This is a genomic window from Mycolicibacterium austroafricanum (genome assembly GCF_000612725.1).
GTDB lineage: Bacteria > Actinomycetota > Actinomycetes > Mycobacteriales > Mycobacteriaceae > Mycobacterium > Mycobacterium austroafricanum.
This window is the reverse complement of sequence record NZ_HG964450.1, coordinates 1113537-1138569: the sequence shown is the minus strand read 5'-3', so window position 1 is coordinate 1138569 and position 25033 is coordinate 1113537. Positions and strand designations below refer to the sequence as shown.

Here is a 25033-nt window from a genome sequence, read left to right as displayed (position 1 = left end):
CGAACGCGGACACCTCGGCGGACTCAGCGCGTCGTGACCGCCATCCGGGCAGCCAACGCGACGTACGTCGCGGCGAAGGTGCGCCGAATCCACGTCACCACCCGGGGCCGGCTGATCACGTGGGTCCGCACGCCCGCCGCGAATGCGCCGTACAGCGCGAACACCACCAGCGTCATCGCCATGAAAATCGCACTCAGATAAAGCATCTGAACGACCGGGGACCGTACCGGGTCGACGAACTGCGGCAGGAACGCGAAGAAGAAGATCGTGAGCTTAGGGTTCAGCACGTTGACCGCCACGGCTGTCCCGGCGATGCGCCAGGACCCCGGCCGCTCCGAGGAGACCGCGTCGGCGACCAGTTCGGTCTTGTCCCGCCACGTGATCCACGCCAGGTACAGCAGGTAGCCGACCCCCAGCCACTTGATGGTCTGGAACGCGATCGCACTGCTGTGCAGGATCGCGGCCAACCCGGTCACGGCCGCCAGCATGGCGGGCACGATCCCGATCGTGCACCCGACGGCGGCGACCACCGATGCCCTCGTTCCAAACGCCAGTCCCGTGGCGATGGTGTACAGGGCGCCGGTTCCCGGGGTGGCGACGATCACCAGCGACGTGAGCAGGAAGGCGAGCGTCACCGGAGTGCTCTACGTGCAGACCGCGCCGGTGGCCGCCGAGCCGACGAGCTTGGTGTACTTGGCCAGCACCCCGGTGGTGTAGACGGGGGGAAGCGGCTCGAACCCGACTTTGCGTGCCTCGAATTCGTCCGTGTCGACGAGAACGTCGAGGGTGCCGTTGGCCACGTCGAGGCGGATCCTGTCGCCGTCCCTGATGAAGGCGATGGGTCCGCCGTCGACCGCTTCCGGGGCGATGTGGCCGACGCACAGACCGGTGGTGCCGCCGGAGAACCGGCCGTCGGTCATCAACAGCACATCCTTGCCGAGCCCGGCACCCTTGATTGCGCCTGTGATGGCGAGCATTTCGCGCATGCCCGGACCACCCTTGGGGCCCTCGTAGCGGATGACCACGACGTCGCCGTGCGTGATGGTGCCGTCCTCCAGCGCGTCGAGCGCTGCCCGTTCACGCTCGAAAACCCTTGCGGTGCCTTCGAACACGTCGGAGTCGAAGCCGGCGGACTTCACCACCGCACCTTCGGGAGCGAGCGAGCCGTGCAGGATCGTGATGCCGCCGGTGGGATGGATCGGCTCGCCGAGGGCGCGCAGCACCTTGCCGTCGGGGTCGGGCGGGGCGATGTGGGCAAGGTTCTCGGCCATCGTCTTACCGGTGACGGTGAGGCAGTCCCCGTGCAGCAGACCGGCATCCAGCAGGGCCTTCATCACGACCGGGACGCCGCCGATCCGGTCGACGTCGTTCATCACGTACGCGCCGAACGGTTTCACGTCGGCCAGGTGCGGCACCTTGGCGCCGACGCGGGTGAAGTCCGCCAGGGACAGCTTCACGTTGGCCTCGTAGGCGATCGCGAGCAGGTGCAGCACCGCGTTGGTGGAGCCGCCGAACGCCATCACGACCGCGATCGCGTTCTCGAACGCCTCCTTGGTCATGATGTCGCGGGCGGTGATGCCGCGGCGCAGCAGCTCGACGACGGCCATGCCGCTCTTGCGGGCGAAGCCGTCACGGCGCCGGTCGGTGGCCGGCGGGGCGGCGGAGCCGGGCAGGGACATGCCAAGCGCCTCGGCGGCACTGGCCATCGTGTTGGCGGTGTACATGCCGCCGCAGGCGCCTTCACCGGGACAGATCGCACGCTCGATGGCGTCGACGTCCTCGCGGGACATCAGGCCGCGCGCACAGGCGCCGACGGCCTCGAACGCGTCGATGATCGTGACGTCCTTCTCAGTGCCGTCGGACAGCTTGGCCCGGCCGGGCAGGATCGAGCCGGCGTAGAGGAACACGCTGGCCAGGTCGAGCCGTGCGGCGGCCATCAGCATGCCGGGCAGGGACTTGTCGCACCCGGCGAGCAGCACCGAGCCGTCCAGACGCTCTGCCTGCATCACCGTCTCGACGCTGTCGGCGATGATCTCGCGCGACACCAACGAAAAGTGCATGCCTTCATGGCCCATCGAGATGCCGTCGGACACCGAGATGGTGCCGAACTCCATCGGGAAGCCGCCGGCCTCGAAGACGCCTTCCTTGACCGCCTTGGCGAGCCGGTCCAGCGACAGGTTGCACGGGGTGATCTCGTTCCAGGAGGAGCCGACGCCGATCTGCGGTTTGGCGAAGTCCTCGTCGCCCATGCCTACCGCCCGCAGCATTCCCCGGGCGGCGGCCTTCTCCAGGCCGTCGGTGACGTCGCGGCTACGGGGCTTGATGTCTGGCGATGAGGGCATGGGGTGATTATGCGCCTGGCGTTTCTCCCGGCCAAACCATTACCGATACCCCCGTGGGGTACTAGTAACCTGGGTGCATGACGACGTTGATGGCGCGCGTGATCGCCGTGGTGGCCGCGTTGGTGTTGCTCGTGGCCTGCGGCGGTCAGAGCGACGGGGCGGGCGACGGTCAGGGCGGTTCGAAAGAGCCCGAGGCGCCGTTGATCACCGGGGATCCCGCGGGCTACAACGCCGCTGATATCGCGTTCGCCTACGACATGGTCCCGCACCACGCGCAGGCCATCGATCTGTCGAGGACGGCGCTGGAGCGGTCGACGAATCCCGAGCTGACCGCGCTGGCCCAGCAGATCGTGGCCACCCAGCAGCCGGAGATCAACATCCTCAACGTCTTTCTGGTCCAGTGGAACGAGAACCCGGAGAACCGCAGCGGCCCGGACGACGGCGGACCCGAAAGGGCGCTACCGGGCACCGTCGACGAGGCGACGATCACGAAGCTCGAGTCGCTGAGCGGACCGGAATTCGACAAACTGTGGCTGCAGTCGATGATCGGCCAGCATCAGGGAGCGGTCGAGTTGGCCAACACAGAGATTTCCGACGGTGCCAACGTCGATGCCATCGCCATCGCCAGGAACATCGTGGCCGCGCAGGAAACACAGATCGCGCAGATGACGCAGATGTTGGAGGGGTTGCCGTGAGCGGAGCGAACAATCAGGCCCCGAGCGGAGCGAACAATCAGGCCCCGAGCGGAGCGAACAATCAGGCCCCGAGCGGAGCGAACAATCAGGCCCCGACGGAGAACGCGCCGGAGTCGGTCGCGGCCGACGCCCACGGCTACTCGGGTCAGAAGGAGAACTACGCCAAGCGGCTGCGCCGTATCGAGGGTCAGGTGCGCGGTATCGCCAAGATGATCGACGAGGACAAGTACTGCATCGACATCCTCACCCAGATCAGTGCGGTCAACAATGCGCTGCAGTCGGTCGCGCTTGGCCTGCTCGACGAGCATCTGAGCCACTGCGTCAGCCACGCGGTGGCCGTGGGCGGCGCGGAGGCCGACGCGAAACTCGCCGAGGCGTCGGCGGCGATCGCGCGCCTCGTCCGTTCCTGAATCTCCGCCGAAATTGCATTCCACGCGGCCCGCGGGCGGTCAGACTCAATCGGTCGCTGCAACACCTGATTGGTTTAGGGGTGTTGTTCGATGGGGTTTCGCAAGCGTGGCAGCAACGACGTTCCGGATGGGGCTCGTGAGGTCTTCCTGGAGGCGTTGGGGTCGGGGTTGTCGCAATCGGCGGCGGCAACGGTGGCTGGGGTTTCTCACACGACGGGCTGTAGTTGGGCCAAGGCTGCCGGAGTGCCCGCGAATCTGAAGCACCGCGGTATCCGGTATCCCTTGGCGATCCGCGACTCGTTCTGGGCGGCGATGCAGGCGGGAGCCTCACCGACGCAGGCAGCGGTGATCGCCGGCGTGTCGGAGAACATGGGTCAGATCTGGGTGAACCAGGCTGGTTATGTGCCCAGAACCCAGGCCCCCGATGCTCTCCCGTCCGATGAGATCGCGCCCCCGCGGCCGCGAACGCCACTGACGTTCACCGAGCGTTGGCGGCTTGAGGAACTCTTGGAAACCGGCCACCTGCCAGCGCAGGCTGCTGCGGCGTTGGGGCGCCACAAGGACACCATCAACCGAGAGATCGAGCGGGGTCAAACCTGCTCGGGGTACCGCGCTCGGGTGGGCCAGGACGTCGCCGAGGCCCGTCGCAAGCGGCCTAAGGACCGCAAATTGCAGGCCAACCCTGTCTTGCTGACCGAGGTGGTGGCACGCTTGGAAAAGCACGACAGTCCCGAGCAGATCGCGGGTCGGTTGCGTCTCGATTTCCCCGATGATCCGGAGATGTGGGTGTCACACGAAACGATCTACCAGGCCCTCTACGTCCAGCCCCGCGGAGAGCTGGCCCGACTGGTCAAAAAAGCTTTACGCACTGGACGTGTGCACCGTAAGGCGCAGGGCCGCAACACTATTGACCGCAACAGGTTCAAAGACGGGATGATCGGTATCGCTGAACGTCCCGCCGAAGCTGACGACCGTGCGATCCCGGGTCACTGGGAAGGCGATCTGATCCTGGGCAGCACCGCCTCAGCCTCGGCGATCGGCACCCTCGTCGAGCGCACCACCGGGTTCGTGGTGCTGCTGCACCTGCCCGAGGACCGCACCGCGGCCACCCTCGCCGAGGCCATGTCGATCAAGGTCCCCGAAATCCCCGAGATCCTGCGCCGCTCGCTGACCTGGGACCAGGGCAGCGAGATGGCTCTACACACCAAGATCACCGAAGCCACCGGGCTGCCGATCTACTTCTGCGACCCACACAGCCCCTGGCAGCGCGGCACCAACGAGAACACCAACGGCCTGCTCCGTCAGTACTTCCCCAAAGGCACCGACCTGTCGTTCTACGGCCCGGGCTGGCTCGACCAAGTCGCCGCCGAACTCAACGCCCGACCCCGCAAACGACTCGGCTGGCGCACACCCGCCGAAGAACTCGACCGACTACTGTCAGACCCGTCCACATTCGTTGCAGCCACCGCTTGAATCCAAGGCGCGATCGGCCGCGTGGAATGCAATTTCGGCGCAAGGGAACTCAGCCCAGGGCATTCTCGATGCGTTGCACCTTCGCGGTCAGCTGTCCGGTGAAGCCGGGCCGGATGTCCGCCTTGAGCACCAGGCTGACCCGTGGTGAAACGGCGGCCACCGCCTCGACGGCCTGCTTCACGACGGCCATCACCTCGTCCCAGTCGCCTTCGATGTTCGTGAACATGGCGTTGGTCTCGTTGGGCAGCCCGGACGCCCGCACGATCCGGACGGCTTCGGCGACGGCGTCACCGACCCCGCCGGTCTCGTCTCCGCCGGAAGGACTGATGCTGAACGCGACGATCATGGCTCCAGTGTCACTGCAAGCTGTAGCCGGTGGGCCGCACGACGAGGATCACCCGGTCCGCCTTGTCGGCCGGCGGTTCGGTCAGCGGGCCGCTGTAGCGGTCGTTGAGGTGCAGGTAGAACGCACCTTCGGGATCGGGCACGATCTTCTCGACGACGCCGCGGACTTCCAGATACCGGTAGGGATTGTCCGGATCGCTGATCGACATCGCGATGTTCGGGTTGGCGGTGATGTTGCGGTACTTCTGCCGCTTCGTCGTATGGGTGAAGCGCAGCACCTCCCCGTCCCAGTCGAACCACATCGGGTTGACCTGGGGGTTCCCATCGGGACGCGTGGTGGCCAGGTGGCCGTAGAGCGGTCGTTCCAGCAGCGGTTCGTATCCAGACGGAATGGTCGCCATGACCGACAACAACGTCGATGATCACCGTCCTCATCCCGTCGCGGCCCGCTGTAACGCACAGGCCCCGTGAAGCGATCATCACAGCAGGTCAAGGCCCTCCGTGGGGAGGGCGCCGGGGTCGGGCGGATGCGTTCGCCAGCGTGGTCGATCCGGGTGCTGTGCCACACTGGGGTCAGTCGCTGGACTGGAGGTAAACGCATGCGGCAGCGAAACAGGGGTCGGGTCATCGCCCTGTTCATGGCAGTTGGCGTGATCGCCGGACTTACGCTCGGCGCTCCGTCGGCGCTGGCACAGCCCGCTCCGGCACCGGCGCCGCCGCCACCGCCGCCGGCGGATCCGTTCGTGTTCCCGAACCCGTTGGCGCCGGCTCCACCGCCGGCCCCGGCGCCGGCGGGTGCGGCGGCTCCCGCCGCGGCCAACCCACTGGCGGTCATCCCCGGCCAGCCGATGCCCATCCCGGAAGGCACCCCGGCCGGGCAGAACCCGAACCCGTTCGTCGGTCAGCCGCCGTTCATCCCGCCGTCGTTCAACCCGTCCAACGGTTCCATCGTCGGTGCGGCCAAGCCGATCTACATCAACTTCCAGCGGCCGATCGCCAACCGGCAGATGGCCCAGGACGCTGTGCACATCTCGTCGAACCCGCCGGTGCCCGGCCGGTTCTACTGGGTCAACGACACCCAGTTGCGTTGGCGGCCTCAGGACTTCTGGCCTGCGGGCACCGTCGTCACCATCGACGCCGCAGGCACCAAGTCGACCTTCAGCGTCCCCGAGCAACTGGTCGCGACGATCGACAACGACACCAAGCAGATGGAGGTCGTGCGTAACGGCGTGGTGGAGAAGACCTTCCCCGTCTCGATGGGCAAGCCGGGCTACGACACCAAGAACGGCACCTACTACGTGCTGGAGAAGTTCGCCGACATCGTCATGGACTCGTCGACGTACGGTGTGCCGGTCGATGACCCGTCCGGCGAGGGTTACAAGCTCAAGGTGCAGGACGCGGTGCGCATCGACAACAGCGGCATCTTCGTGCACAGCGCCCCGTGGTCGGTGGGCGATCAGGGGGAGAGCAACGTCAGCCACGGCTGCATCAACCTCAGCCCCGCCAATGCCCAGTGGTTCTACGACAACTTCGGCAGCGGCGACGCGGTCGTCATCAAGAACACCGACGGTGGCATGTACACCCAGCCCGACGGCGCGTCGGACTGGCAGATGTTCTGACCGGATAGCTCCACCCCCACCGCCCGTCGTGCCACGATGGGCACAGGCCGACGGCGGCCCGGCTGTCGGTGCCGGAGTCGAGGTGGGCCATGCCCGACAAGATCGAGCCTGCGGACAAGAAGGCGGTGGGGCGCACCATCGCGGTGGTCGTGCTGCTGCTGCTGGCCGTCGTCGCGTTGCGCGGCTACCTGCCCGACGCCGACCGCGCCGCGCCACCCGACGAACGCCCGGAGTCGGGAACCGGCAGCCTGGTGGCCGTCGCCGCCATCCTCGCCGTGTCGATCGGCGTCATCTCGATCTCGATCCTCGCCCAAGGTCGGCGGCGCTCAACCGCTCCCGACCCGGGCGGTCCCGTCAGGGATCTGCGCGAACCATGGCCGGGCCTACGGTGGCGCCCGCTGCTGATCGCCGCCGCCGTTCTGCTGGTCTGGTCGATGCTGATGTTGGTGCTGATGAGGTGGGCGTCCCCGGCGGTCGTCGACGACGTACCCCCGCCGGCGCCCGGCGCCGACGGTCGAGCCGACCCCGACCCTGCGTCGGCGCCGCCGACCCCGACCGGCGACGGCGGCAGCGTGTTCGTCCTGCTGGCCGGGACGACGATCCTGCTGTTCGCGTTGTCGGCGACGGCCACACTGCTCGGCCGCAGGCGCGGGCCCGCGCCGCCGGCACCGGTGGAACCGGCGACCGTCGGGACGACGACGTCCGAGTCTGACGAGCCCGACCTGGCCAGGGCCGCCGAACTCGGACTGGCCGAAATGGGCGACCTCAGCAGGGATCCGCGCCAGGCGATCATCGCCTGCTATCTCGCGATGGAGCGCGAGCTGGAGAAGTCGCCGGGCACGATCCCTCAGGAGTCCGACACCCCGTCGGAGGTGCTGGCCCGTGCCATCGCACGCCACGCACTGCGGGCGGACACCGGAACCGAACTGGTCGACCTGTTCGAAGAAGCCCGCTTCAGTCCGCACGTGATGAACGAAAGTCACCGCGCCGACGCGGTCCGTGCGCTGCGGCAGGTGCAGCATCAGCTGCAGGCGGCGACATGACGAAAGTCGTTGTAGTCGGCGCCTTCCTGATCGTGGTGGTGCAGATGCTCGCGGTAACCCAACTCGAACGGGACGTCGTGCTTGCGGTGACCGGCGGCGCGCTGGCGTGCGTGCTGGTCGCCGTCCGCGCCCACCTCGCCCACCGGGACGAGGACGTGGCCGCCCCGGTGACCGACGAAGCCGCGGCGTCGATGCGCCGTTGGCTCTCGCGCACCGAGACGCTGATCTCCTGGTCGGAGTCGTCGCGTTCCGACTGGGACCGCCGCCTGCGCCCGATGCTGGCCCGGCAATTCGAGCTCGCTGCCGGTCACCGGAAGATCAAGGACCCGAAGGCATTTGACGCGACCGGCCGGATGGTCTTCGGCGACGAGCTGTGGCAGTGGGTGGATCCGGAGAACATCTCGCGGACCGGAGGTGCCGAACAGGGTCCCGGACGACGCACGCTCGACGAGATTCTGCAACGGTTGGAGAAACTGTGACCACACCCGCGCTGACCACGGCCCGCTGCGAGGCTGTGCTCGACGAGATCGGCCGTGCCGTCGTCGGCAAGCGCAACGCGCTCAACCTGATCCTCATCACCGTGCTGGCTCGCGGCCACGTGCTGGTCGAGGACCTGCCCGGGCTGGGAAAGACGTTGATCGCCAAGTCCTTTGCCGCGGCGCTTGGGCTGGAGTTCACCCGTGTGCAGTTCACTCCCGACCTGTTGCCCGCCGATCTGCTGGGCTCGACGATCTACGACATGCAGTCCGGCCGTTTCGAATTCCGCCGCGGCCCGATCTTCACCAACCTGCTCCTCGGCGACGAGATCAACCGGACGCCGCCGAAGACGCAGGCGGCGCTGCTGGAGGCGATGGCCGAGGGGCAGGTCAGCGTGGACGGGGTGACCCATCGGCTGCCGCAGCCGTTCCTGGTGCTTGCGACGGACAACCCGATCGAGTACGAGGGCACCTACCCGCTGCCCGAGGCGCAACTGGACAGGTTCGCGATCCGGCTGGAACTGAAGTACCTCAACGAGTCCGAGGAGGTCACCATGCTGCGCCGCCGCCTGGAGCGCGGATCGGCGGCCCCGACGGTGCAGCAGGTCGTGGATTCACACGATCTGCTGGCCATGCAGGAATCGGTCGAGGACGTGACCGTCCACGACGACGTGTTGCAGTACGTCGTCTCGCTGGCGACCGCCAGCAGGCAGCATCCGCAGGTGGCGGTCGGCACCAGCCCGCGTGCCGAACTCGACCTGGTGCAGCTGGCGAGGGCCCGCGCGTTGCTGCTCGGCCGCGACTACGTCATCCCCGAGGACGTCAAGGCGTTGGCGGTACCCGCCCTGGCGCACCGGATCAGCCTGCGGCCGGAGATGTGGGTCCGGCGGGTGCAGGGCGCCGACGTGATCGAGGAGCTGTTGCGGCGCACACCGGTGCCCCGTGCGCGGGGAACGCAGTGACGACCGTCGAATTGATTTGGCGCGCATCCCCGTTGACCCGGTCGATCGCCACGTGTGCCGCGGCGGCGATCGTGGCGGCACTGCTGGCCGGGCGGTGGGAGCTCGCGGCGTTCGCCGCGCCACTGCTCGGCGTGTTGTGTTCGATCGGCTGGCAGCGGGGGGAACCGACCGTCACCGTGCAGGCAGAGCCGGTCTTCCAGCGCTGCTTCGAGGGCGAGAGCGTGGCGGTGACCGTGTCGGCGGGCGCGGAGGACGGTAGCGCGGTGACCCTGGACTGCTCGGTGGTGGCGGGGATGGAACTCGTCGGGCCGATGTCACTGCCGACGCTGTCGGTCCGCGCGTCCCGGTGGGGCCGCTATCCGATCCTGGCCACCGTGCGGGTGGACGGCCGGGGCGGGCTGGTCGAGGGGACCGGCACGGCCGACGCCGCGGAGGTCTGCGTGTTCCCGGTCGCACCACCGCAATCCACCGCGATCCCGCGCACCGACCTGCTCGACCGGCTGGGCACGCATCTCACCCGGCACGTCGGTCCCGGCGTCGAGTTCGCCGACATCCGGCCGTATGTGCCGGGCGACCAGCTGCGCACCGTCAACTGGCCCGTCAGTGCCCGCCGCGGCACGCTGCACGTGACCGAGCGGCTGACCGACCGGGCCGCCGACGTGGTGGCCCTCGTCGACACCTACCCGCAACCGCCGGGGCCGGCCACCGCGGCCACCGAACGGATCGCTCGTGGCGCAGCACAGGTGGTTCAGAGCGCGCTGCGGTACGGCGACCGGGCGGGACTGGTCGCGCTCGGCAGCCGCAACGTCCGCTGGCTGGGAGCTGACATCGGGCAGCGGCAGTTCTACCGCGTACTCGACACGATGCTGGGCGCCTCCGACACCTTCCAGAACGCCACGGGCACCCTGGCGCCGCGCCCCGCCGTCCCGACGCGCGCCATCGTCATCGCGTTCTCCACCATGCTTGACACCGAATTCGCGTTGGCGCTCATCGATCTGCGTAAGCGGGGTCATCCGGTGGTCGCCGTCGACGTCCTCGACGGCAGCCCGCTCGAAGGGGACCACGACCCGCTGGTGCACCGGATGTGGTCGATGCAGCGCTCGTTCATGTACCGCGACATGGCGACTGTCGGCGTCGACGTCGTGGGCTGGCCGGCGGCCGTCACGCTGGATCAGGCGATGGCGCTGGTTCCGGTGCACCGGGCGCGCCGATGACCGCGAAACTGTTGCCGGCGTTGGCGTTCGGGCTGATCATGGTCGTCGCCGCGGCCTACCGGGTGCACGGATACGGCGTCGCGGCGGCCGCGGCCGCGCTGACGGCGGTGGTCGTCTCGGTGTGGTGGCGTCCGGCGGCGACGGTGGCGGTGCTGCTTGCGGTGCTGACAACCGTGCTGGCCGACGCCGCGCCGATGCACACCGTGCTCGCCGGACTGGCCGCGGCCGTCTATCTGGTTCTGCGGCACACGAGCCCGACTGCCCCGACCGCGTTCTTCGCCGTCGGGTTCGCCGCTGCCGCTGCCGTCGTGCTGGCGCTGCCCGTGCACGTGCCGTGGCTGCCGCTTGCGGCTCCGCCGGCTCTGCTCGCCGGCTACCTGTTGGCACTGAAACCGTTCACCCGCTGAGCTTTCGCTCACACCCGGCATCTTTGGCCGCCATCGGGGAACCCACATGACGACGACAGGAGGTGTGCCATGTCAGAGGTCACGCATCGGCCGGCACCGGTACTGCTGTACGACGGCGTCTGCGGTGTCTGCAACAGCGCGGTGCAGACGATTCTGCGGCTGGACCGGCGCGGAACTCTGCGCTTTGCGGCGCTCGAGAGCGGCTTCGCCGAAGGCGTGATCGTCCGGAACCCGGCCCTGGACGGCGTCGACTCGATGGTGTTCGTCGACAACCCGGGCGGGCCCGACGAACGTGTGACGGTCAAGTCCGCGGCGGCGTTGCGGGTGGCCGAGTACCTGGGCGGGCCGTGGCGGGCACTGCTGGTCGCAGGTGTCGTCCCGGCGCGCCTGCGGGACCGGCTCTACGACGGGTTCGCCCGGATCCGCTACCGCATCTTCGGCACCCACGACACCTGCCCGATCCCGGCCCCCGACGTCCGGGCCCGGTTCCTGGACTGACCGGCGGTCAGTTCCAGATATGCACGCGCCGTTGCGGTTCCAGGTACAGTTCGTCGTCGGCGTCGACCTCGAAGGCGTCGTAGAACGCGTCCATGTTGCGGACCACCGCGTTGCAGCGGAACTCCGGAGGCGAGTGCGGATCGACCGCCAAACGCCGGATGGCTTCGGCCTCACGGGATTTGGTGCGCCACACCTGGGCCCAGCCGAAGAACACGCGCTGCTCGCCCGTCAATCCGTCGATCACCGGCGCCGGCTCGCCCTTCAGTGAGAGCCGGTAGGCCAGCAGCGCGATGGACAGGCCGCCGAGGTCGCCGATGTTCTCGCCGACGGTGAACGCCCCGTTCACGTGATGCGACGGCTCCAGGCCGCGCGGAACCAACTCCTCGTACTGTTCGATCAGAGCCTTTGTCCGCACACCGAATTCGTCCCGGTCCTGGTCGGTCCACCAGTTCACCAGGTTGCCGTCGCCGTCGTACTTGGCGCCCTGGTCGTCGAAGCCGTGCCCGATCTCGTGGCCGATGACCGCCCCGATACCGCCGTAGTTGGCGGCGTCGTCGGCGTCGGCGTCGAAGAACGGCGGCTGCAGGATCGCGGCCGGGAACACGATCTCGTTCATGCCCGGGTTGTAGTAGGCGTTGACGGTCTGCGGCGTCATGAACCACTCGTCCCGGTCGACCGGACCGCCAAGCTTGGCCAGGTCGCGGTCGTATTCCAGCGCGTACCCGCGCTGGTAGTTGCCGTACAGGTCGTCACGCGCGATCACCAGCGCCGAGTAGTCGCGCCACTTGTTCGGGTAGCCGATCTTCGGGGTGAACTTGTCGAGCTTGACCAGCGCCTTCTCCCGGGTCTGCGGGGTCATCCAGTCCAGCGAGTTGATGCTGACCCGGTAGGCCTCGCGCAGATTGTCGACCAGCTCGTCCATCCGCGACTTGGCGTGCGGAGGGAAATGCCGCTCCACGTACAGCCGGCCCAGCGCCTCGCCCATCAGGCTCTCCACCACCGACACGCCGCGCTTCCAGCGTTCGCGGATCTCCTCGGTGCCCGACAGCCTGCGCCCGTAGAAGGAGAAATCCGCGGCGATCAGCTCGTCGGTCAGCAGGAACGCCCTGGCGTGGATCACCCGCCAGCGCAACCAGTTCTTCCAGTCCTCCAGGCTCTCGCCCGCCCACAGCCCGGCGAACGCGGTCAGGAAGTCCGGCTGACGCACCACCACCTCGGCGGCCTGCTCGGCCGTCGCGCCCAGTCCGGTCAGCCAGCCGGGCCAGTCGAAGCCGGGCGCCTGGTCGGTCACCTCGGCGAAGGTCCGCAGGTTGTAGGTGAGGTCGGCGTCGCGGCGCTTCACCACATCCCAATGCGCCGCGGCGATCCTGGCCTCCAGCGCCACGATCCGGTCCGCGGTCGCCGCGTGGTCGGCGGGTTCGCCGTCGTAGACCAGACCGAACATCGCCGCGATGTGGCCGGGGTAGGCGGCCAGGATCTCGGCGTGCTGTTCGTCACGGAAATAGGACTCGTCGGGCAGCCCGATCCCGGACTGGCTCAGATGCAGCAGATAGCGGCTGGAGTTCTTGGAGTCGGTGTCGACGTACAGGCCGGTGCCGCCGCCCACGCCGACGCGCTGCAGCGCGCCCAGCACCTGCGCCAGCGCCTCAGGGGTGTCGGCCGCGTCGACGGCGGCCAGCTCGTCGCGCAGGGGCGTGAGCCCGCGCGCCCGCACGGTGTCCTCGTCCATGAAGCTCGCGTAGAGGTCCCCGATGCGGGTCGCGTCGATCGAGGTTGGGATGCGGGACGCGTCGATCGAGCCTGAGCTGCGTTGCTCGTCGGTGCCGTGTGCGGCGCCGGATCCTGCCACCTCGGTGATCAGATCGCGGATCTGCTCCTCGGCGCGGTCGTGCAGCGTGCGGAAGGCGCCGTCGGTGGCCCGGTCGGCCGGGATCTGGTACTCGGCGAGCCAGCGGCCGTTCACGTGACCGAACAGATCGTCCTGGGGGCGGGCATCGGTATCGACGTGGCGCAGGTCGATTCCGGATTTCAGGTTCCGAGGTGCTTCTACCGTCACCCCGACATCCTTCCAGAAACGTACCGGTACCCTCACGCGCATGCCCGATGACGAGCAGCTTTCCGATCCGGAGCCCCGTCCTGAACTCCACGGTGACGGCGTGTTCAGCGCGTACGGCATCGCCTCGGCGGTGCTCGGCGTGGTGGCGGTCGCCGCGGCGGTGCTGGCGCTCGGGGTCTGGAGCGGCCACCGCGACGACACGGACGAACTCAGATACCGCACCCAGGTGCTGCAGGCCGCGGCCGACTGGACCGGCGTGCTCATCAACATGAACTCCGACACCGTCGACGCCGACATGGCCACGCTGCACGAGGGCACCGTCGGCCAGCTCAACGCCGACTTCGAGACCGCCGTCGAGCCCTACCGCAAGTTGGTGCAGACGCTGCGGTCACGCACCACCGGGCAGATCGATTCGGTGGCGATCGAGACGATCCACCACGCCGAACCCGACAGCCCGCCGCAGGAGGAGGGAATTGAGGGTTTCGCCGCGCGCACCGACACCGTGATGGTGGTGGCGACGTCGCTGTCCGAGAACGCGGGCACCGACAAGCCCCAGACCGTGCGGTGGACGTTGCGGCTCGACGTCACCGATGTCGACGGCAAACTCGCCGTCTCCCGGCTGGAGCCGATCCGATGAGGAACCGGTTACGCGTCCTGGCCTTCGACGTGCTGGCCCCGCTCGCTGCGGTGGCGGCGCTGCTGTACATCGGCGTCGCGCTGGGCTGGCCGCTGTGGTGGGTGTCGGTGTGCTCGGTGCTCTGCGTGCTGGTGGTCGAAGGGGTGGTCGCCAACTTCGTGCTGGCCCGGCGTGACGCCGTCACGGTGGGCACCGACGACGACGGTCCCGGGCTGCGGTTGGCCGTGGTCGGCGCGACGACGGCCGCGCTGGTCGCCGCGGCGGTGGTCGGCTACACCCAGTGGACTCTGCCCGACCGGGCGCTGCGCGACGACAGCGCCGAGGTGGCAGGTATCGCCAGCAGCGTCGCGGAGGCCTCGGCGACGTTCACGCCGCAGAACCCGACCGCGTCGATCGACCGTGCGGCCGGCATGATGTCCGCGGCCAGTGCCGAGCGTTTCAAGAACGAATTCGCCGCGGTGGCAGAGGATCTGGGCGGGAGGAACGTCTCAGCCCAGGCCAGCACGGTGTCTGCGGGGATCGAGGCGATCGGCCCCGACGCGGCGAGTGTGGCAGTGATCCTGCGGGGCACCCAGAGCACACCCGGGCAGCGGCCCGACACCGCTGTGCTGGCGCTGCGGGTGGCGTTGTCCAAGACCGACGGCCGCTGGATAGTCGAGGACGTCGCGCCGATCCACTCCCGCTGAGGAGGATCCGCGGAACGGCAGGTGGAAGGGTCAGTCGCGGGAGCGCTGGGCCCGCATCTTGGCGAACCGGTCCGACAGTCGGCCCATCCTGATCATCAGTGAGGCGGGCGGGCTGACGCTGCCCCGCAGGTAGGCGGCGAAGTCGTCGGCGGGAACGCCGATGCGGGAGGCGAACTCGTGCTCGCCGAGGCCCGAACGTTCCAGAAGCAGGTGCACATGGCGGGCCACCTCGGCGCACTCGTTGGCCTCGAGGTGTTCGCGGGTGCGGGTCAGCACCTCCGACATCGCCCGGGACACCCCGTACGGCCGCGCGGTCTCCAGCACCTCTTCGACCTGACGCGCGGTTCTGCCGAACGGATCGCGTTTGATCGCCACGACGATGCGCTGCCACACCGCCAGGTCGTCGTTCTCCAGCGCCGCGCGGATCGCGGCGGTCGGCCAGAACTCAACCGGCCGGTCGTCGGCGGGTGGGGTGACACGGCGGTCCTCACCCCGTACCTTCCCCGACATCTCAGGCGCCACCATCACCTCGTCTCCTCCAGCATCGCCACGGCCACCGACAGGCAGCGCTGCCTGACCCTGGCCCACTCCGTCTCCTCGTCGGCGCCGGCCGCCGCGATGTCCGGGCCGTCCGAGGGCAGGGGCTCGGCCAGACGCCGCACCAGCTGGGTGGCCACCCAGTGCGTGCGTGCCGGTTGCCCAGCGTAATACCGGTCCATGCCGGCGAGCACGTCCGCCGCGGTGTCGACGTCCATCGAGTCGACCAGTTCGGTGAAGTCGCGGTAGTCGCGTGCGGTGTTGCGCGACATGATCAGGAAGCCCTTGAGCCGCAGCGTCTCGGCGCCGGTCGGGATCTGCAACCGGTCGCCGGTGGGCAGCAGCACGTTCGTGGTCTCCATCGGGCTGATGCGCTCGATCCGGGGCTCACCGTTGCCGGCGTTCTGCTCGACGGCCAGCGCGTCGAGAGCCACGTCGAGCCTGCCGCGCCACATCGTCACCGGGTGCTTGGGCAGTTTGACCGCGACGGTTTTACCGTGGGCCCGGTTGGTGACGGCCGCGGTGATCCGCTCGTCGCGGCCGACACGGGTCCCGCTGATCTTGCCGCACGGTAGGCAGCCACTGAACGCGAGCGGATCGGCAACTGTGATCGCTTGTGGCGCAAGAGTTTTCAGCTTGGCCGCGGACTTCACCACGGTCCGCAGATCCGAGCCGGACGGCGCGAGCGCCGAGATGTCGTCGGGGATGATGACGAGGTCGCCGATGTCGGCCTTGGGCAGCGGCTTCTCGAAGTCCACGGACGGGAGGATGCGGTCCAGCCAGCGGGGCAGCCACCAGTTCCATTCGTCGAACATCGCCATCAGCGCGGGCACCAGCACCAGCCGCACGATCGTGGCGTCCACGGCGATGGCCACCGCACACGCGACACCGAGCTGGGCGACCAGCGGCATACCGGCGAAGGCGAAGCCGATGAACACCGCGATCATGATCAGCGCCGCGCTGGTGATGGTGCGGGCACTGGTCGACACCCCGTAGGCGACGGCGTCGCGGGTGTTGCCGGTCTGCAGGAAGCGTTCCCGGATCCGGGTGAGCAGAAAGATCTCGTAGTCCATCGACAGCCCGAACGTCAGCGCCAGCACCAGCGGCGGGATCGTGCTGTCCAGCGACGAGATCTGCTTGAAGCCCAGATCGGAGAGCCAGCCCCACTGGAACACCACGACCAGCGAACCGTAGGCCGCGGCGACCGACAGCACGGTCATCAGCACGCCCTTGAACGCCAGGAACACCGACCTGATCGAGACCAGCAGCATCACGAAGGCGATCAGCGCGACGAACACGAACACCAACGGCTGGGTCTGGCTGACCCGGTCGTCGAAGTCCTTGATCAGCGCGGTCGGGCCACCCACGTCGACGCGGGCGGCGGCCCCGGCCACCGGCGGCAACTGCTCGCGCATCCAGTCGACGGTGTCACGGGCCCCCATGTCCTCGGGGTCGACCGACAGCACCGCCGACAGCAGCGCGCTGCGCCCGTCGCTACCGAAGACCGGAGGCGACACCGAAACGATGTTGGGCGCCTGGCCCATCTTCTGGCGCATCGATTCGAGCAGCGGCGCCGCGGCCTCGGCGCCGTCGTCCTCCGGGAAGGTGACGAGCACACGGATCGGGCCGAGTGCACCGGGGCCGAGCGCCTCGGCGGCAGCGTTGACCCCACCGCGGATCTCGTGGGTCGGGTCGAACTGCCGTTGCATGCTGTTGCCGAGCATCATCGAGAACGCGGGCGCGGCGAACGCCAGCAGCACGGCTGCCGCGGCCGTCGCGGACACCCAGGGCCTGCGCATCACCCAGCCGGTCCAGCGGCTCCAGAATTTCGACTGTGTCGCCTCCACACCGCGGCCCCAGTGCAGATACGACGAGCGTTTCGCCGCCCTGCGGCCGAAGGTGGCCAGCACCGCGGGCGTGAGCGTCGTCGACGTCAGCACCGCGACGGCGACGGCCAGGATCGCGCCGGTGGCCATCGACTGCAGCACGGGGGTGTTGATCAGGTAGATGCCGGTGACCGATGCGATCACCGTCAGGCCGGACAGCAGCACCGCGAGCCCGGACGTCGCCATCGCGGCGTCGGCGGCGTCCTCGGGTTCGCGGCCTGCGCGCAGTTCCTCGCGGAACCGCATGAGGATGAACAGCGAATAGTCGATCGCCACCGCGATGCCGAACATCGACACCGTCGAGGTGACGAACACCGACATCGTCGTGTACATCGACAGCAGGAAGACCAGCCCCATCGTCACCACGACGGTGCAGACCCCCAGCAGCAGCGGCATCGCGGCGGCGGCCAGCGAGCCGAACACGGCGAGCAGGATGACCAGCACGATCGGGAAGTTCCACTTCTCGGCCTGCGCGATGTCGTGCTTGGTGGCCAGGGTGGCGGCCGCACCGAGGGCGCCCTGCCCGATGACGTAGAGCCGGACCTTGCCGTTCTCCATCTCGCCGGGTTCTTCGCCGTCGACACCGATCTTCTCGCGCAGCTGCTTGGCGACGTCGACGGCACCGGTGTTCTCGAAGTCGAGCTGCAGCGTGATGACATACGGGCGGTCGGGCCGCGGCGGGGGCTGTTGCGGGGTGGGAACGACGGTGACGCTGGGCACCTCGGCGGCCAGACGCTCGAGGTGGGTGACGGCGGCGGTCATGTCGTCGTACGACGCATCCGAGCGCGGCGCGGCGACCAGGGCGAGCGGGGAGGCGCCCTGGTCGGGGAACTGCGCCTCGAGTTGGCGCTGAACGTAGAGCGACTGTGAACCTTCGACCTCGAAGCCGCCGCCGGTCAGGTGGCTGGACTGGTTCAGGGCCAGATAGATCGAGGGCACCAGGAGCAGGAGCCAGACCGCGAAAACCGCCCAGCGGAACCTGCGCAGGTTGCTGCTCACGCGCAACATGAACTGCTGGATCGGAACTCCCCACTTTCTCCCCGGATAATCCGTAGCGGAAGCGTACAGCAGGTTTCTGCCAGTCGGCGGGGCTGGAAAGAGCTGCCAGAAATGCCTCATGCAGCTCTAATAGCTGCAGGTTCGGGCGCTGGATTGGTGTGCTCGGCCGGCGCGATGGCAGGATGGCGGGCAATTGCGGTAACAGAAGTACAGGCGTCGGGGACCCTCTGCCAATGATCGCAGCAAGTTTGCGAAGCACGTGACGTGTTAGCGAACTGTTAGGAGTTCGTCATGCATCTGCTGGAGAAGTTCGCCCTCGCGGCGGCAGGCGCAGCCGGCGCGGTGATGTTGACCGCGGCGCCTGCGGGCGCGGCGCCGGATCCGTGCGCGGCCAGCGAGGTGGCCAGGACGGTCGCCGAGGTCGCCACCTACACCGGCAACTATCTCGAAGCCAACCCCGAGGCCAACCGGGCGATCACCACCATCTCGCAGCAGCAGGGTGGGCCCCAGTCGGTGGCGGCGCTGAAGACCTACTTCGACGCCAACCCCAAGGTCGCCGCGGACCTGCAGCGGCTCCAGCAGCCGCTGGTTGCGCTGTCGGGCAAATGCAAACTGCCGCTGACCCTGCCGCAGGTCTTCGGCTTGATGCAGGCCGCCCAGCAGGCTCCGGCGCTGCCGGCGGCGCAGAACGTCGGGGTCACCGAGACGCGCTGACCCGGCGTCTGCGGACTTTCTCATGAACGGTTAACCGCTAGGCAAGAAAGTGCGCGGCGGTTCTGCTTAGCTTTCTAGGATGGTCTCGACCGGCGTCCGAAATTGGGTCGGTCCACCTCTGAAGAAGGAGCCTTCATGTTGTTCTCGGCCACAGCTGTGCGCCGTTTGGTCGTGGGTGCGCTCGGCGCGGGTGCGGTCTCCGGCGGAATGCTGGTCGGTGCCCTGCCCTCGGCCTCGGCTCAGCCCGCCCCTCCGCCGCCGAACTGCACGGCAGCCGACTTCTCCGGGGTCGCCTCCGGTGTCTCGGCGGCCTCGTCGGCCTACCTCTTCACCCACCCCGACGTGAACACGTTCCTGACCGGGTTGCACGGCATGCCGCACGAGCAGATCCGGACCGAGGTCGCCAATTACCTGGAGATGCACCCGCAGGTGAATGCCGAGCTGCGGGGAATCCGTCAACCGCTGGCGGATATCAAGCACCGCTGCGGGTTCACCCCCGATGATCCCGACGGTCCGAACTTCCCGTAACGCCGGTGCGAGACAGGGTGGATGCTCCGTCCGCTCGCGGGGGGGAGCTGTCCGCTCAGGACGGTGCGGGTCGCACGGTGTTGATGGTCGACGACGACCCGGATGTCAGGACCTCGGTCGCCCGGGGTCTTCGGCATTCGGGCTTCGACGTCAGGGTCGCCGCGACGGGTAAGGAGGCGCTGCGGCTGCTGTCCAGCGAGTCGCACGACGCGCTGGTGCTCGACGTGCAGATGCCCGAGCTGGACGGGGTGGCGGTGGTCACCGCGCTACGGGCGCTGGGCAACGACATCCCGATCTGTGTGCTGTCGGCCCGCGACACCGTCAACGACCGGATCGCCGGGCTCGAGGCGGGTGCCGACGACTACCTGACGAAGCCGTTCGATCTCGGGGAGCTGGTCGCTCGACTGCACGCGTTGCTGCGCCGCGCGCACCATTCCGATCCCACGTCGGACACCATGACGGTGGGTTCGCTCACCATCGACACCGCGCGCCGGCTCGTCTTCGTCGCCGGTGAGCGGGTCGAGCTGACCAAGCGGGAGTTCGACCTGCTGGCCGCGCTCGCCGAGAACGCCGGGGTGGTGCTGAGCAGGCAGCGACTGCTTGAGCTGGTCTGGGGATACGACTTCGACGTCGACACCAACGTGGCCGACGTCTTCGTCTCCTATCTGCGCCGCAAGCTGGAGCGGGACGGCCTGCCGCGCGTCATCCACACGGTGCGCGGTATCGGCTACGTGCTGCGGGAAGAGCTCTGACCCGGGAACTGTGCTGACCCTGCCCCGCCTTCCCAGATTCCTGCGATCGGCTTCCCTGCGCACCAGGGTGGCCATCGCGGCGGCGGCCGCCGCGGCGGCGGTGGTCGCCGCGTTCACCATCCTCACGTCGCTGGTGTTGGCGAACAACGATGAGGCGCAACTGGATCGGCGCCTCGACGCGATCGTCGACGCCAGCATGTTCCCCGACCAGCTCTCGGATCCCCGCCGCGGCGTGCTGCAGACCGGCCGGTCACGGTCGACGGGGCAGGTGGTGTTCCAGCGCGGACTCCAGTTGCCGCCGCTGCCCCCCGGCACCGACACGGTGATGGTCAACGGCGTCGAGTACCGCGTGCGGACCATCCCGGTCGAGCAGGAGGGCGGGGTGCTGATGTCGATCGGTATCCGCGCCGACAGCATCCTGTTGAGCCGGGCCAGGATCCCGTTCTACATCGGTGTCGGCGTGGTCACCGTGCTCATCGCCGGTGTGCTGGGCTGGTTGCTGGCCGGCCCGGCGATCAGACCGTTGCGCAAGCTCACCGAACACACCAAGCGGCTGGACCATGAGGCCGAGCAGATGCCTGCGGTGCGCGGGGTGCGCGAAGCCGAGGACCTGTCGGAGGCGATGAGCGCGATGCTGGACCGGCTCGCCGCCGCGCAGCGCGCCACGACGAACTCTCTGCAGGCCGCCCAGGACTTCGCGGCCAACGCCGCCCACGAGCTGCGCACCCCGTTGACCGCCATGCGTGCCGACCTCGACACCCTGCGGATACACAACCTGCCCGACGACGAACGCGAGGAAGTGGTCGCCGACCTGTCCCGCGCGCAGCGCCGGGTCGAGGGCATCATCACCGCGCTGGGCCAGCTCGCCTCGGGCCAGCTGGCCCAGGCCGAGGACCGCGAGGTGATCGACGTGACCGACATGCTGGAGCGGGTCGCGCGGGAGAACATGCGGGTCAGGCGTGACGTACAGATCGACATCGAGGCGGCCGACGATCTCGGCACCGTGCTGGGGTGGCCGGGCGGGCTGCGGCTGGCGGTGGACAACCTGGTGCGCAACGCCGTCACCCACGGTGAGGCCACCCGCATCGTGCTCGCCGCGCGCCGCGACGCGGGCACGGTGACCATCGTCGTCGACGACAACGGCCGAGGCCTGCCCGCAGACGAACACGAGGCGGTACTGGGCCGCTTCTCCCGGGGCAGCAATGCCGCGCCGGGCGGTTCAGGGCTGGGGTTGGCGCTCGTCGCTCAGCAGGCCGCGTTGCACGGCGGCACGATCACGCTGTCCGACGGTCCGCTGGGCGGCTTGCGTGCCACCTTCACGATTTCGAATGAGCCTGCACCGGAACAGGATTCAGAGTCCTGATCGGTGGGCTGCCCGTCGCCGGGCCACCTGCACCACGGCCCGCCAGCCGAGCAGAAGCACCGCGGTGGTCAACGATGCGACGACGATGAAGCTCACGGCGGTGCCCTGCCCGGTCGCCCTGCGCAGCAGCATCGCCACCGCGACCGAGGCCGCCCACACCACCAGCCCGGTCGGGATCAACGACGTCGGCCGCCGCCAGGCACGGACCAGCAGCCAGCCCGCCGCGGTGCCGGAGAGGAAGGGCCAGGCGGTCTCGGCGATACCGCTGACGGTCAGGCCCTCGGCGTGACTGCGCCGCCCGATCGTGCAGAACACGACGACGCACACGACGTCGGCGGCAAGGGACTTCAACGCGAGTCCGGTGGAGGGGCGGTCGATGGTCGGCTCCGTGCTCACCTGAAGAAGGCTAGCGATCCGGCTCCTCCGGTGGCGCACCGGATTTCTCGTCCGGCGGGTGGAAGGCGTCCGGGTCCGGGCTGAACAGCGGCGGGGCCACATCCTCGGCGGCCGCGGCCGTCGACGCTGCGGTGGAGTCGGGGTCGACGTCGTGTGCCGTGCGGAACATCAGCAGGAACACCGCCCAGCCGATCGCGGAGATGAAGATCCAGCTGATCAGCCGGTAGATCAGCATCGCCGAGATCGCCGACGCCAGCGACATCCCGCTCGACACCAGGCCGGGCACCAGAACAGCCTCGACCACCAACAGCCCGCCGGGCATCAGCGGGATCGACCCGACCGCGCGGGCGGCGGCGTAGGCGACCGTCACACCGGCGAGCGACGGATGCCCGCCGGTGGCGAAGCAGGCGAACAGCAGACATGCGACGTCGGCGATCCAGTTGAACAGCGACCAGCTGAACGCCTCCCCGAGGTCGCGGCGGCTGAGCTGCACCGACTCCAGCTGGGTCAGGATCTCGCGCCACTTGGCCAGCCCGGCGCGGGTGGGCTTGCCGCGCACCGAGTTGATCCATCTCAGCACCCGGGCACCGATACCGTCGAGCAGTTCCGGGCGGGTCGCCACCGCTTGGGCCAGCAGGATCAACGCCACGAAACCGCCGAGCGAGAAGATCAGCGACAGTGGGTTCTCCCTGGCGCCGAGCAGGAACGCCCCGCCGAGGCCGAGCAGTGCGAGGCCGATGACCTGCAATGCCCCCGACATCACCAGCTGCCACGACGCCACCAGCGGCGACGCGCCCCAGAGCCGCTGCTGCCGGAAGATGAACGTCGCCGACAACACCGGACCACCGGGCAGCGTGGTGGACAACGCGTTGCCCGCGTAGAACGCCGCCTCCGAGCGCCACTGATGCACCCGCACCCCGGCCGACCGCAACAGCGTGCGTTGGATCTGGGCGAAGCTGTGCATCGACGCCATCGCCGCGGCGGCGGCCGCGAGCACCCACAACCAGTCGGCCGACACCAGGCTCTTCCACGCCTTGGCCAGCTGGTCGCGCACCAGCGCCAGCTCGACGGTCAGCACGATGACGGCGAGCGCGATGAGCGCCCAGCGCAGCCACCAGTACTTGCCGCGGCTCCGGTCGGGGCCGGCGGGGCCGGCCGGCGCGTCGCTCGCGGGCGCGTCGTGGGACACGCGATACAGGGTAAGCCGCGAAAGGGCGGAAACCGCAGATCCCGGGCACGAACAGAGCAGGCCGTTACGCTACCGGGATGTCAGCTGGCCCGTGCTTCGACACTTTCGCCGACGACTCGGTGAGCCCTCTGGTCCGGAAGGCGGCGGCCTGGTCGTGGCGCCTGCTGCTGATCCTGGGGGCGATCGTCACGCTTCTGTGGCTCATCCTTCGGCTCGAGATCATTGTCGTACCCGTCGCGCTGGCAACGATCCTGGCCGCGCTGTTGCTGCCGGTGGTGGACTTCCTGGACCGCCGCGGCGCACCGAGGGGCGGGGCCGTGGCGTTGGTGCTGCTGTCCGGGTTCGCGCTTTTCGGGGGCTTGCTCGCGTTCGTGATCACGCAGTTCGTCGAGGGTGCGCCCGCGTTGGTGGGGCAGGTGACGACGAGCATCGAAGGGGTCGGCACGTGGCTCACCGACGGCCCGCTGGACGTCAGTCCCCAGCAGATCAACCAGCTCCGCGACGCGGCCATCGAGGCGCTGCGCAGCAACCAGGAGAAGCTGACCAGCGGAGCGCTGTCCACGGCTGGCACCGTCACCGAGATCGTCACCGGCGCCCTTTTGGTGTTGTTCACGCTGATCTTCCTGCTGCACGGCGGCCGCAACATCTTCGCGTTCGTCACCAAGATGTTCCCGGTGCACGTGCGGGACCGGGTCCGCGACGCCGGCCGCGCGGGTTTCCGGTCGTTGATCGGCTACATCCGCGCCACGTTCCTCGTCGCTCTCGTCGACGCCACCGGCATCGGCGTCGGACTGGCCATCATGGGCGTGCCGCTGGCGCTGCCGCTGGCGTCGCTGGTGTTCCTCGGCGCGTTCATCCCGCTGGTCGGCGCGGTCGTGACCGGCTTCCTGGCGGTCATCGTCGCGCTCATCGCCAAGGGCTGGATCTACGCGCTCATCACGCTCGGTCTGATCATCGCGGTGCAGCAACTGGAGGGCCACGTGCTGCAGCCACTGGTGATGGGCCGCGCAGTGGCCATCCATCCGCTGGCGATCGTGCTGGCGATCGCCGGCGGCGGTGTGTTGGCCGGCATCGTGGGCGCTCTGCTGGCCGTCCCGGCGCTGGCGTTCGTCAACAGCGCGATGCGTGTCCTGCTCGCCGAGGATCCCGCCGCCGAGGAGGCCGCGATGGAGGCCGAGGACGGGCCCGTGGTGCGCGCCGAACCCGACGACGTGGAAACGCCGCAGGAATAGCCCGGCAGCTACAGCCGGCCCTCACGGCGCAGCAGGTCCTGCGCGCTGAGCCCCTTGCCCCCGCGGCGGGTCGCCTCGTCGTCGGGGCGGGTGTTGAGCTTCTCCGTGGCGGCGTCGGCGTCGGACTGCCGGGCCGTCGGGATGGCGCGGGTGCTCGCCGCCGAATCGTCGGAATCGTCGTGTCGTGCGGATTCCCTGTGCCGCTCGGATTCACGCTGCGCCGGGATCGCCGTGGTCGGCTCGTTCCCGGCCGCACCGGTGTCGGGCATCGCCCGGGTCGGCTCGGCGGACGGCCGCAACGGCTGCGGCGGATTGGCCGCAGCTGTGCCCGACGCGCGCGAACCACGTAGGTCACCGAGCCAGGACTCGATCTCGCGGTCCTCGCGGGCAGGCGGGGCGGACGGGGCCGGCGGGGCCGGCGGCCCGGAGGCGGGCCTCTCGGTGGCGCGCTGCGCCGCGGCGGCGGCGGTGCTGACCGCGTTGCGCACCGCGTTCTTGGCGATCGACAACCGGGTGGTCTGCGGCTCCTCTTCCGGCGCCGCGGGCGGCCGGGGCGGGGCACTGGGGAGGCGTG

General features: G+C 69.0%; 26 protein-coding genes and 1 pseudogene. 17 read left to right on the top strand and 10 right to left on the bottom strand.

Annotated elements, in window-relative coordinates; translation table 11 throughout:
- Window positions 1–23: 23 nt before the first annotated feature.
- Complete coding sequence (locus tag BN976_RS05415; protein WP_036368580.1) at window positions 24–635, bottom strand: LysE family translocator; 612 nt, start codon at window positions 633–635, stop codon at window positions 24–26.
- 9 nt (window positions 636–644) lie between these two features.
- Window positions 645–2342, bottom strand: a complete 1698-nt coding sequence (gene ilvD, locus BN976_RS05410) for a dihydroxy-acid dehydratase (protein ID WP_036368579.1) — start codon at window positions 2340–2342, stop codon at window positions 645–647.
- A 77-nt stretch (window positions 2343–2419) separates the two neighbouring features.
- Here ilvD and BN976_RS05405 point away from each other — a divergent pair, with 77 nt between their 5' ends.
- From BN976_RS05405 to BN976_RS05395, 3 genes are all read left to right on the top strand, one after another.
- On the top strand, window positions 2420–3037 hold the full coding sequence (locus tag BN976_RS05405; RefSeq protein WP_036368578.1) for a DUF305 domain-containing protein: 618 nt from the start codon (window positions 2420–2422) through the stop codon (window positions 3035–3037).
- Window positions 3034–3447, top strand: a complete 414-nt coding sequence (gene ricR / locus BN976_RS34555; protein ID WP_084182213.1) for a copper-sensing transcriptional repressor RicR — start codon at window positions 3034–3036, stop codon at window positions 3445–3447. The genes BN976_RS05405 and ricR overlap by 4 nt, the downstream gene beginning before the upstream one ends.
- Window positions 3448–3759: 312 nt before the next feature.
- The gene (locus tag BN976_RS05395) at window positions 3760–4920 is read left to right on the top strand and encodes an IS30 family transposase (RefSeq protein ID WP_457920257.1); all 1161 of its coding nucleotides are present in this window, start codon (window positions 3760–3762) and stop codon (window positions 4918–4920) included.
- Between the two features lie 49 nt (window positions 4921–4969).
- Here BN976_RS05395 and BN976_RS05390 read toward each other — a convergent pair whose 3' ends face one another.
- Both BN976_RS05390 and BN976_RS05385 read right to left on the bottom strand, forming a co-directional pair.
- A complete protein-coding gene (locus tag BN976_RS05390) occupies window positions 4970–5266 on the bottom strand; it encodes a thiamine-binding protein (RefSeq protein ID WP_036368575.1) in 297 nt (98 codons plus the stop codon).
- A gap of 10 nt (window positions 5267–5276) precedes the next feature.
- A complete protein-coding gene (locus BN976_RS05385) occupies window positions 5277–5666 on the bottom strand; it encodes a PPOX class F420-dependent oxidoreductase (RefSeq protein ID WP_036368573.1) in 390 nt (129 codons plus the stop codon).
- 198 nt (window positions 5667–5864) lie between these two features.
- Between BN976_RS05385 and BN976_RS05380 the strand changes: the two genes are divergently transcribed.
- From BN976_RS05380 to BN976_RS05350, 7 genes are all read left to right on the top strand, one after another.
- On the top strand, window positions 5865–6884 hold the full coding sequence (locus BN976_RS05380) for a L,D-transpeptidase (protein ID WP_036368571.1): 1020 nt from the start codon (window positions 5865–5867) through the stop codon (window positions 6882–6884).
- A gap of 89 nt (window positions 6885–6973) precedes the next feature.
- Window positions 6974–7927, top strand: coding sequence for a DUF4129 domain-containing protein (locus BN976_RS05375; protein ID WP_036368569.1), 954 nt, complete (start codon window positions 6974–6976; stop codon window positions 7925–7927).
- Window positions 7924–8406 (top strand): hypothetical protein, encoded by a 483-nt coding sequence (locus BN976_RS05370; RefSeq protein WP_036368566.1) that lies wholly within the window; start codon window positions 7924–7926, stop codon window positions 8404–8406. The genes BN976_RS05375 and BN976_RS05370 overlap by 4 nt, the downstream gene beginning before the upstream one ends.
- Window positions 8403–9365, top strand: coding sequence for an AAA family ATPase (locus BN976_RS05365; RefSeq protein ID WP_036368563.1), 963 nt, complete (start codon window positions 8403–8405; stop codon window positions 9363–9365). The genes BN976_RS05370 and BN976_RS05365 overlap by 4 nt, the downstream gene beginning before the upstream one ends.
- Complete coding sequence (locus BN976_RS05360) at window positions 9362–10579, top strand: DUF58 domain-containing protein (RefSeq protein ID WP_036368560.1); 1218 nt, start codon at window positions 9362–9364, stop codon at window positions 10577–10579. Before BN976_RS05365 ends, BN976_RS05360 begins: the two co-directional genes overlap by 4 nt.
- Complete coding sequence (locus BN976_RS05355; protein WP_036368555.1) at window positions 10576–10986, top strand: hypothetical protein; 411 nt, start codon at window positions 10576–10578, stop codon at window positions 10984–10986. Before BN976_RS05360 ends, BN976_RS05355 begins: the two co-directional genes overlap by 4 nt.
- Before the next feature lie 69 nt (window positions 10987–11055).
- Window positions 11056–11484, top strand: a complete 429-nt coding sequence (locus tag BN976_RS05350; RefSeq protein ID WP_036368552.1) for a thiol-disulfide oxidoreductase DCC family protein — start codon at window positions 11056–11058, stop codon at window positions 11482–11484.
- A 7-nt stretch (window positions 11485–11491) separates the two neighbouring features.
- Here BN976_RS05350 and BN976_RS05345 read toward each other — a convergent pair whose 3' ends face one another.
- Window positions 11492–13540: a M13 family metallopeptidase gene (locus BN976_RS05345; protein ID WP_036369277.1), complete on the bottom strand. Its 2049-nt coding sequence runs from the start codon at window positions 13538–13540 to the stop codon at window positions 11492–11494.
- A gap of 40 nt (window positions 13541–13580) precedes the next feature.
- Between BN976_RS05345 and BN976_RS05340 the strand changes: the two genes are divergently transcribed.
- Together BN976_RS05340 and BN976_RS05335 are read left to right on the top strand one after the other, a co-directional pair.
- Window positions 13581–14177, top strand: a complete 597-nt coding sequence (locus tag BN976_RS05340) for a hypothetical protein (RefSeq protein WP_036368550.1) — start codon at window positions 13581–13583, stop codon at window positions 14175–14177.
- On the top strand, window positions 14174–14863 hold the full coding sequence (locus tag BN976_RS05335) for a hypothetical protein (RefSeq protein ID WP_036368547.1): 690 nt from the start codon (window positions 14174–14176) through the stop codon (window positions 14861–14863). Before BN976_RS05340 ends, BN976_RS05335 begins: the two co-directional genes overlap by 4 nt.
- A gap of 30 nt (window positions 14864–14893) precedes the next feature.
- Here the strand turns inward: BN976_RS05335 and BN976_RS05330 are convergent, their stop codons facing one another.
- Together BN976_RS05330 and BN976_RS05325 are read right to left on the bottom strand one after the other, a co-directional pair.
- Window positions 14894–15388 carry a hypothetical protein gene (locus BN976_RS05330; RefSeq protein ID WP_036368542.1) on the bottom strand — a complete coding sequence of 165 codons (495 nt, stop codon included), beginning with the start codon at window positions 15386–15388 and terminating at the stop codon, window positions 14894–14896.
- The gene (locus BN976_RS05325) at window positions 15388–18294 is read right to left on the bottom strand and encodes an MMPL family transporter (RefSeq protein ID WP_036368539.1); all 2907 of its coding nucleotides are present in this window, start codon (window positions 18292–18294) and stop codon (window positions 15388–15390) included. Before BN976_RS05325 ends, BN976_RS05330 begins: the two co-directional genes overlap by 1 nt.
- A 282-nt stretch (window positions 18295–18576) precedes the next feature.
- Here BN976_RS05325 and BN976_RS05320 point away from each other — a divergent pair, with 282 nt between their 5' ends.
- The 4 genes from BN976_RS05320 (at window position 18577) to BN976_RS05305 (ending at window position 21642) form a co-directional block, all read left to right on the top strand.
- Window positions 18577–18999 (top strand): hemophore, encoded by a 423-nt coding sequence (locus BN976_RS05320; protein ID WP_036368536.1) that lies wholly within the window; start codon window positions 18577–18579, stop codon window positions 18997–18999.
- 135 nt (window positions 19000–19134) lie between these two features.
- Window positions 19135–19527: a heme-binding protein gene (locus BN976_RS05315; RefSeq protein WP_036368534.1), complete on the top strand. Its 393-nt coding sequence runs from the start codon at window positions 19135–19137 to the stop codon at window positions 19525–19527.
- Between the two features lie 83 nt (window positions 19528–19610).
- Entirely contained in the window at window positions 19611–20279 is a 669-nt protein-coding gene (locus BN976_RS05310; RefSeq protein WP_199558906.1) for a response regulator transcription factor, read from the top strand.
- Window positions 20280–20298: 19 nt separating this feature from the next.
- On the top strand, window positions 20299–21642 hold the full coding sequence (locus BN976_RS05305; RefSeq protein WP_036369275.1) for a sensor histidine kinase: 1344 nt from the start codon (window positions 20299–20301) through the stop codon (window positions 21640–21642).
- Here the strand turns inward: BN976_RS05305 and BN976_RS05300 are convergent.
- Both BN976_RS05300 and BN976_RS05295 read right to left on the bottom strand, forming a co-directional pair.
- Window positions 21631–22038, bottom strand: coding sequence for a DUF3054 domain-containing protein (locus tag BN976_RS05300; RefSeq protein ID WP_051558293.1), 408 nt, complete (start codon window positions 22036–22038; stop codon window positions 21631–21633). The genes BN976_RS05305 and BN976_RS05300 overlap by 12 nt on opposite strands.
- Window positions 22039–22048: 10 nt before the next feature.
- On the bottom strand, window positions 22049–23227 hold the full coding sequence (locus tag BN976_RS05295; RefSeq protein ID WP_036368528.1) for a lysylphosphatidylglycerol synthase transmembrane domain-containing protein: 1179 nt from the start codon (window positions 23225–23227) through the stop codon (window positions 22049–22051).
- 77 nt (window positions 23228–23304) lie between these two features.
- Between BN976_RS05295 and BN976_RS05290 the strand changes: the two genes are divergently transcribed.
- A complete protein-coding gene (locus BN976_RS05290) occupies window positions 23305–24459 on the top strand; it encodes an AI-2E family transporter (RefSeq protein ID WP_011777519.1) in 1155 nt (384 codons plus the stop codon).
- Between the two features lie 8 nt (window positions 24460–24467).
- Here BN976_RS05290 and BN976_RS05285 read toward each other — a convergent pair.
- Window positions 24468–25033, bottom strand: a pseudogene (locus tag BN976_RS05285) (hypothetical protein); the annotation flags it as partial.

What these genes read in the sequence shown, in the direction of transcription:
- ilvD (WP_036368579.1), bottom strand. Translation starts at nt 2,342, where the DNA reads ATGCCCTCATCGCCAGACATCAAGCCCCGTAGCCGCGACGTCACCGAC.
- BN976_RS05405 (WP_036368578.1), top strand. Translation starts at nt 2,420, where the DNA reads ATGACGACGTTGATGGCGCGCGTGATCGCCGTGGTGGCCGCGTTGGTG.
- BN976_RS05395 (WP_457920257.1), top strand. Translation starts at nt 3,760, where the DNA reads ATGCAGGCGGGAGCCTCACCGACGCAGGCAGCGGTGATCGCCGGCGTG.
- BN976_RS05390 (WP_036368575.1), bottom strand. Translation starts at nt 5,266, where the DNA reads ATGATCGTCGCGTTCAGCATCAGTCCTTCCGGCGGAGACGAGACCGGC.
- BN976_RS05385 (WP_036368573.1), bottom strand. Translation starts at nt 5,666, where the DNA reads ATGGCGACCATTCCGTCTGGATACGAACCGCTGCTGGAACGACCGCTC.
- BN976_RS05380 (WP_036368571.1), top strand. Translation starts at nt 5,865, where the DNA reads ATGCGGCAGCGAAACAGGGGTCGGGTCATCGCCCTGTTCATGGCAGTT.
- BN976_RS05375 (WP_036368569.1), top strand. Translation starts at nt 6,974, where the DNA reads ATGCCCGACAAGATCGAGCCTGCGGACAAGAAGGCGGTGGGGCGCACC.
- BN976_RS05370 (WP_036368566.1), top strand. Translation starts at nt 7,924, where the DNA reads ATGACGAAAGTCGTTGTAGTCGGCGCCTTCCTGATCGTGGTGGTGCAG.
- BN976_RS05355 (WP_036368555.1), top strand. Translation starts at nt 10,576, where the DNA reads ATGACCGCGAAACTGTTGCCGGCGTTGGCGTTCGGGCTGATCATGGTC.
- BN976_RS05350 (WP_036368552.1), top strand. Translation starts at nt 11,056, where the DNA reads ATGTCAGAGGTCACGCATCGGCCGGCACCGGTACTGCTGTACGACGGC.
- BN976_RS05340 (WP_036368550.1), top strand. Translation starts at nt 13,581, where the DNA reads ATGCCCGATGACGAGCAGCTTTCCGATCCGGAGCCCCGTCCTGAACTC.
- BN976_RS05335 (WP_036368547.1), top strand. Translation starts at nt 14,174, where the DNA reads ATGAGGAACCGGTTACGCGTCCTGGCCTTCGACGTGCTGGCCCCGCTC.
- BN976_RS05330 (WP_036368542.1), bottom strand. Translation starts at nt 15,388, where the DNA reads ATGGTGGCGCCTGAGATGTCGGGGAAGGTACGGGGTGAGGACCGCCGT.
- BN976_RS05325 (WP_036368539.1), bottom strand. Translation starts at nt 18,294, where the DNA reads ATGTTGCGCGTGAGCAGCAACCTGCGCAGGTTCCGCTGGGCGGTTTTC.
- BN976_RS05320 (WP_036368536.1), top strand. Translation starts at nt 18,577, where the DNA reads ATGCATCTGCTGGAGAAGTTCGCCCTCGCGGCGGCAGGCGCAGCCGGC.
- BN976_RS05315 (WP_036368534.1), top strand. Translation starts at nt 19,135, where the DNA reads ATGTTGTTCTCGGCCACAGCTGTGCGCCGTTTGGTCGTGGGTGCGCTC.
- BN976_RS05310 (WP_199558906.1), top strand. Translation starts at nt 19,611, where the DNA reads ATGGTCGACGACGACCCGGATGTCAGGACCTCGGTCGCCCGGGGTCTT.
- BN976_RS05290 (WP_011777519.1), top strand. Translation starts at nt 23,305, where the DNA reads ATGTCAGCTGGCCCGTGCTTCGACACTTTCGCCGACGACTCGGTGAGC.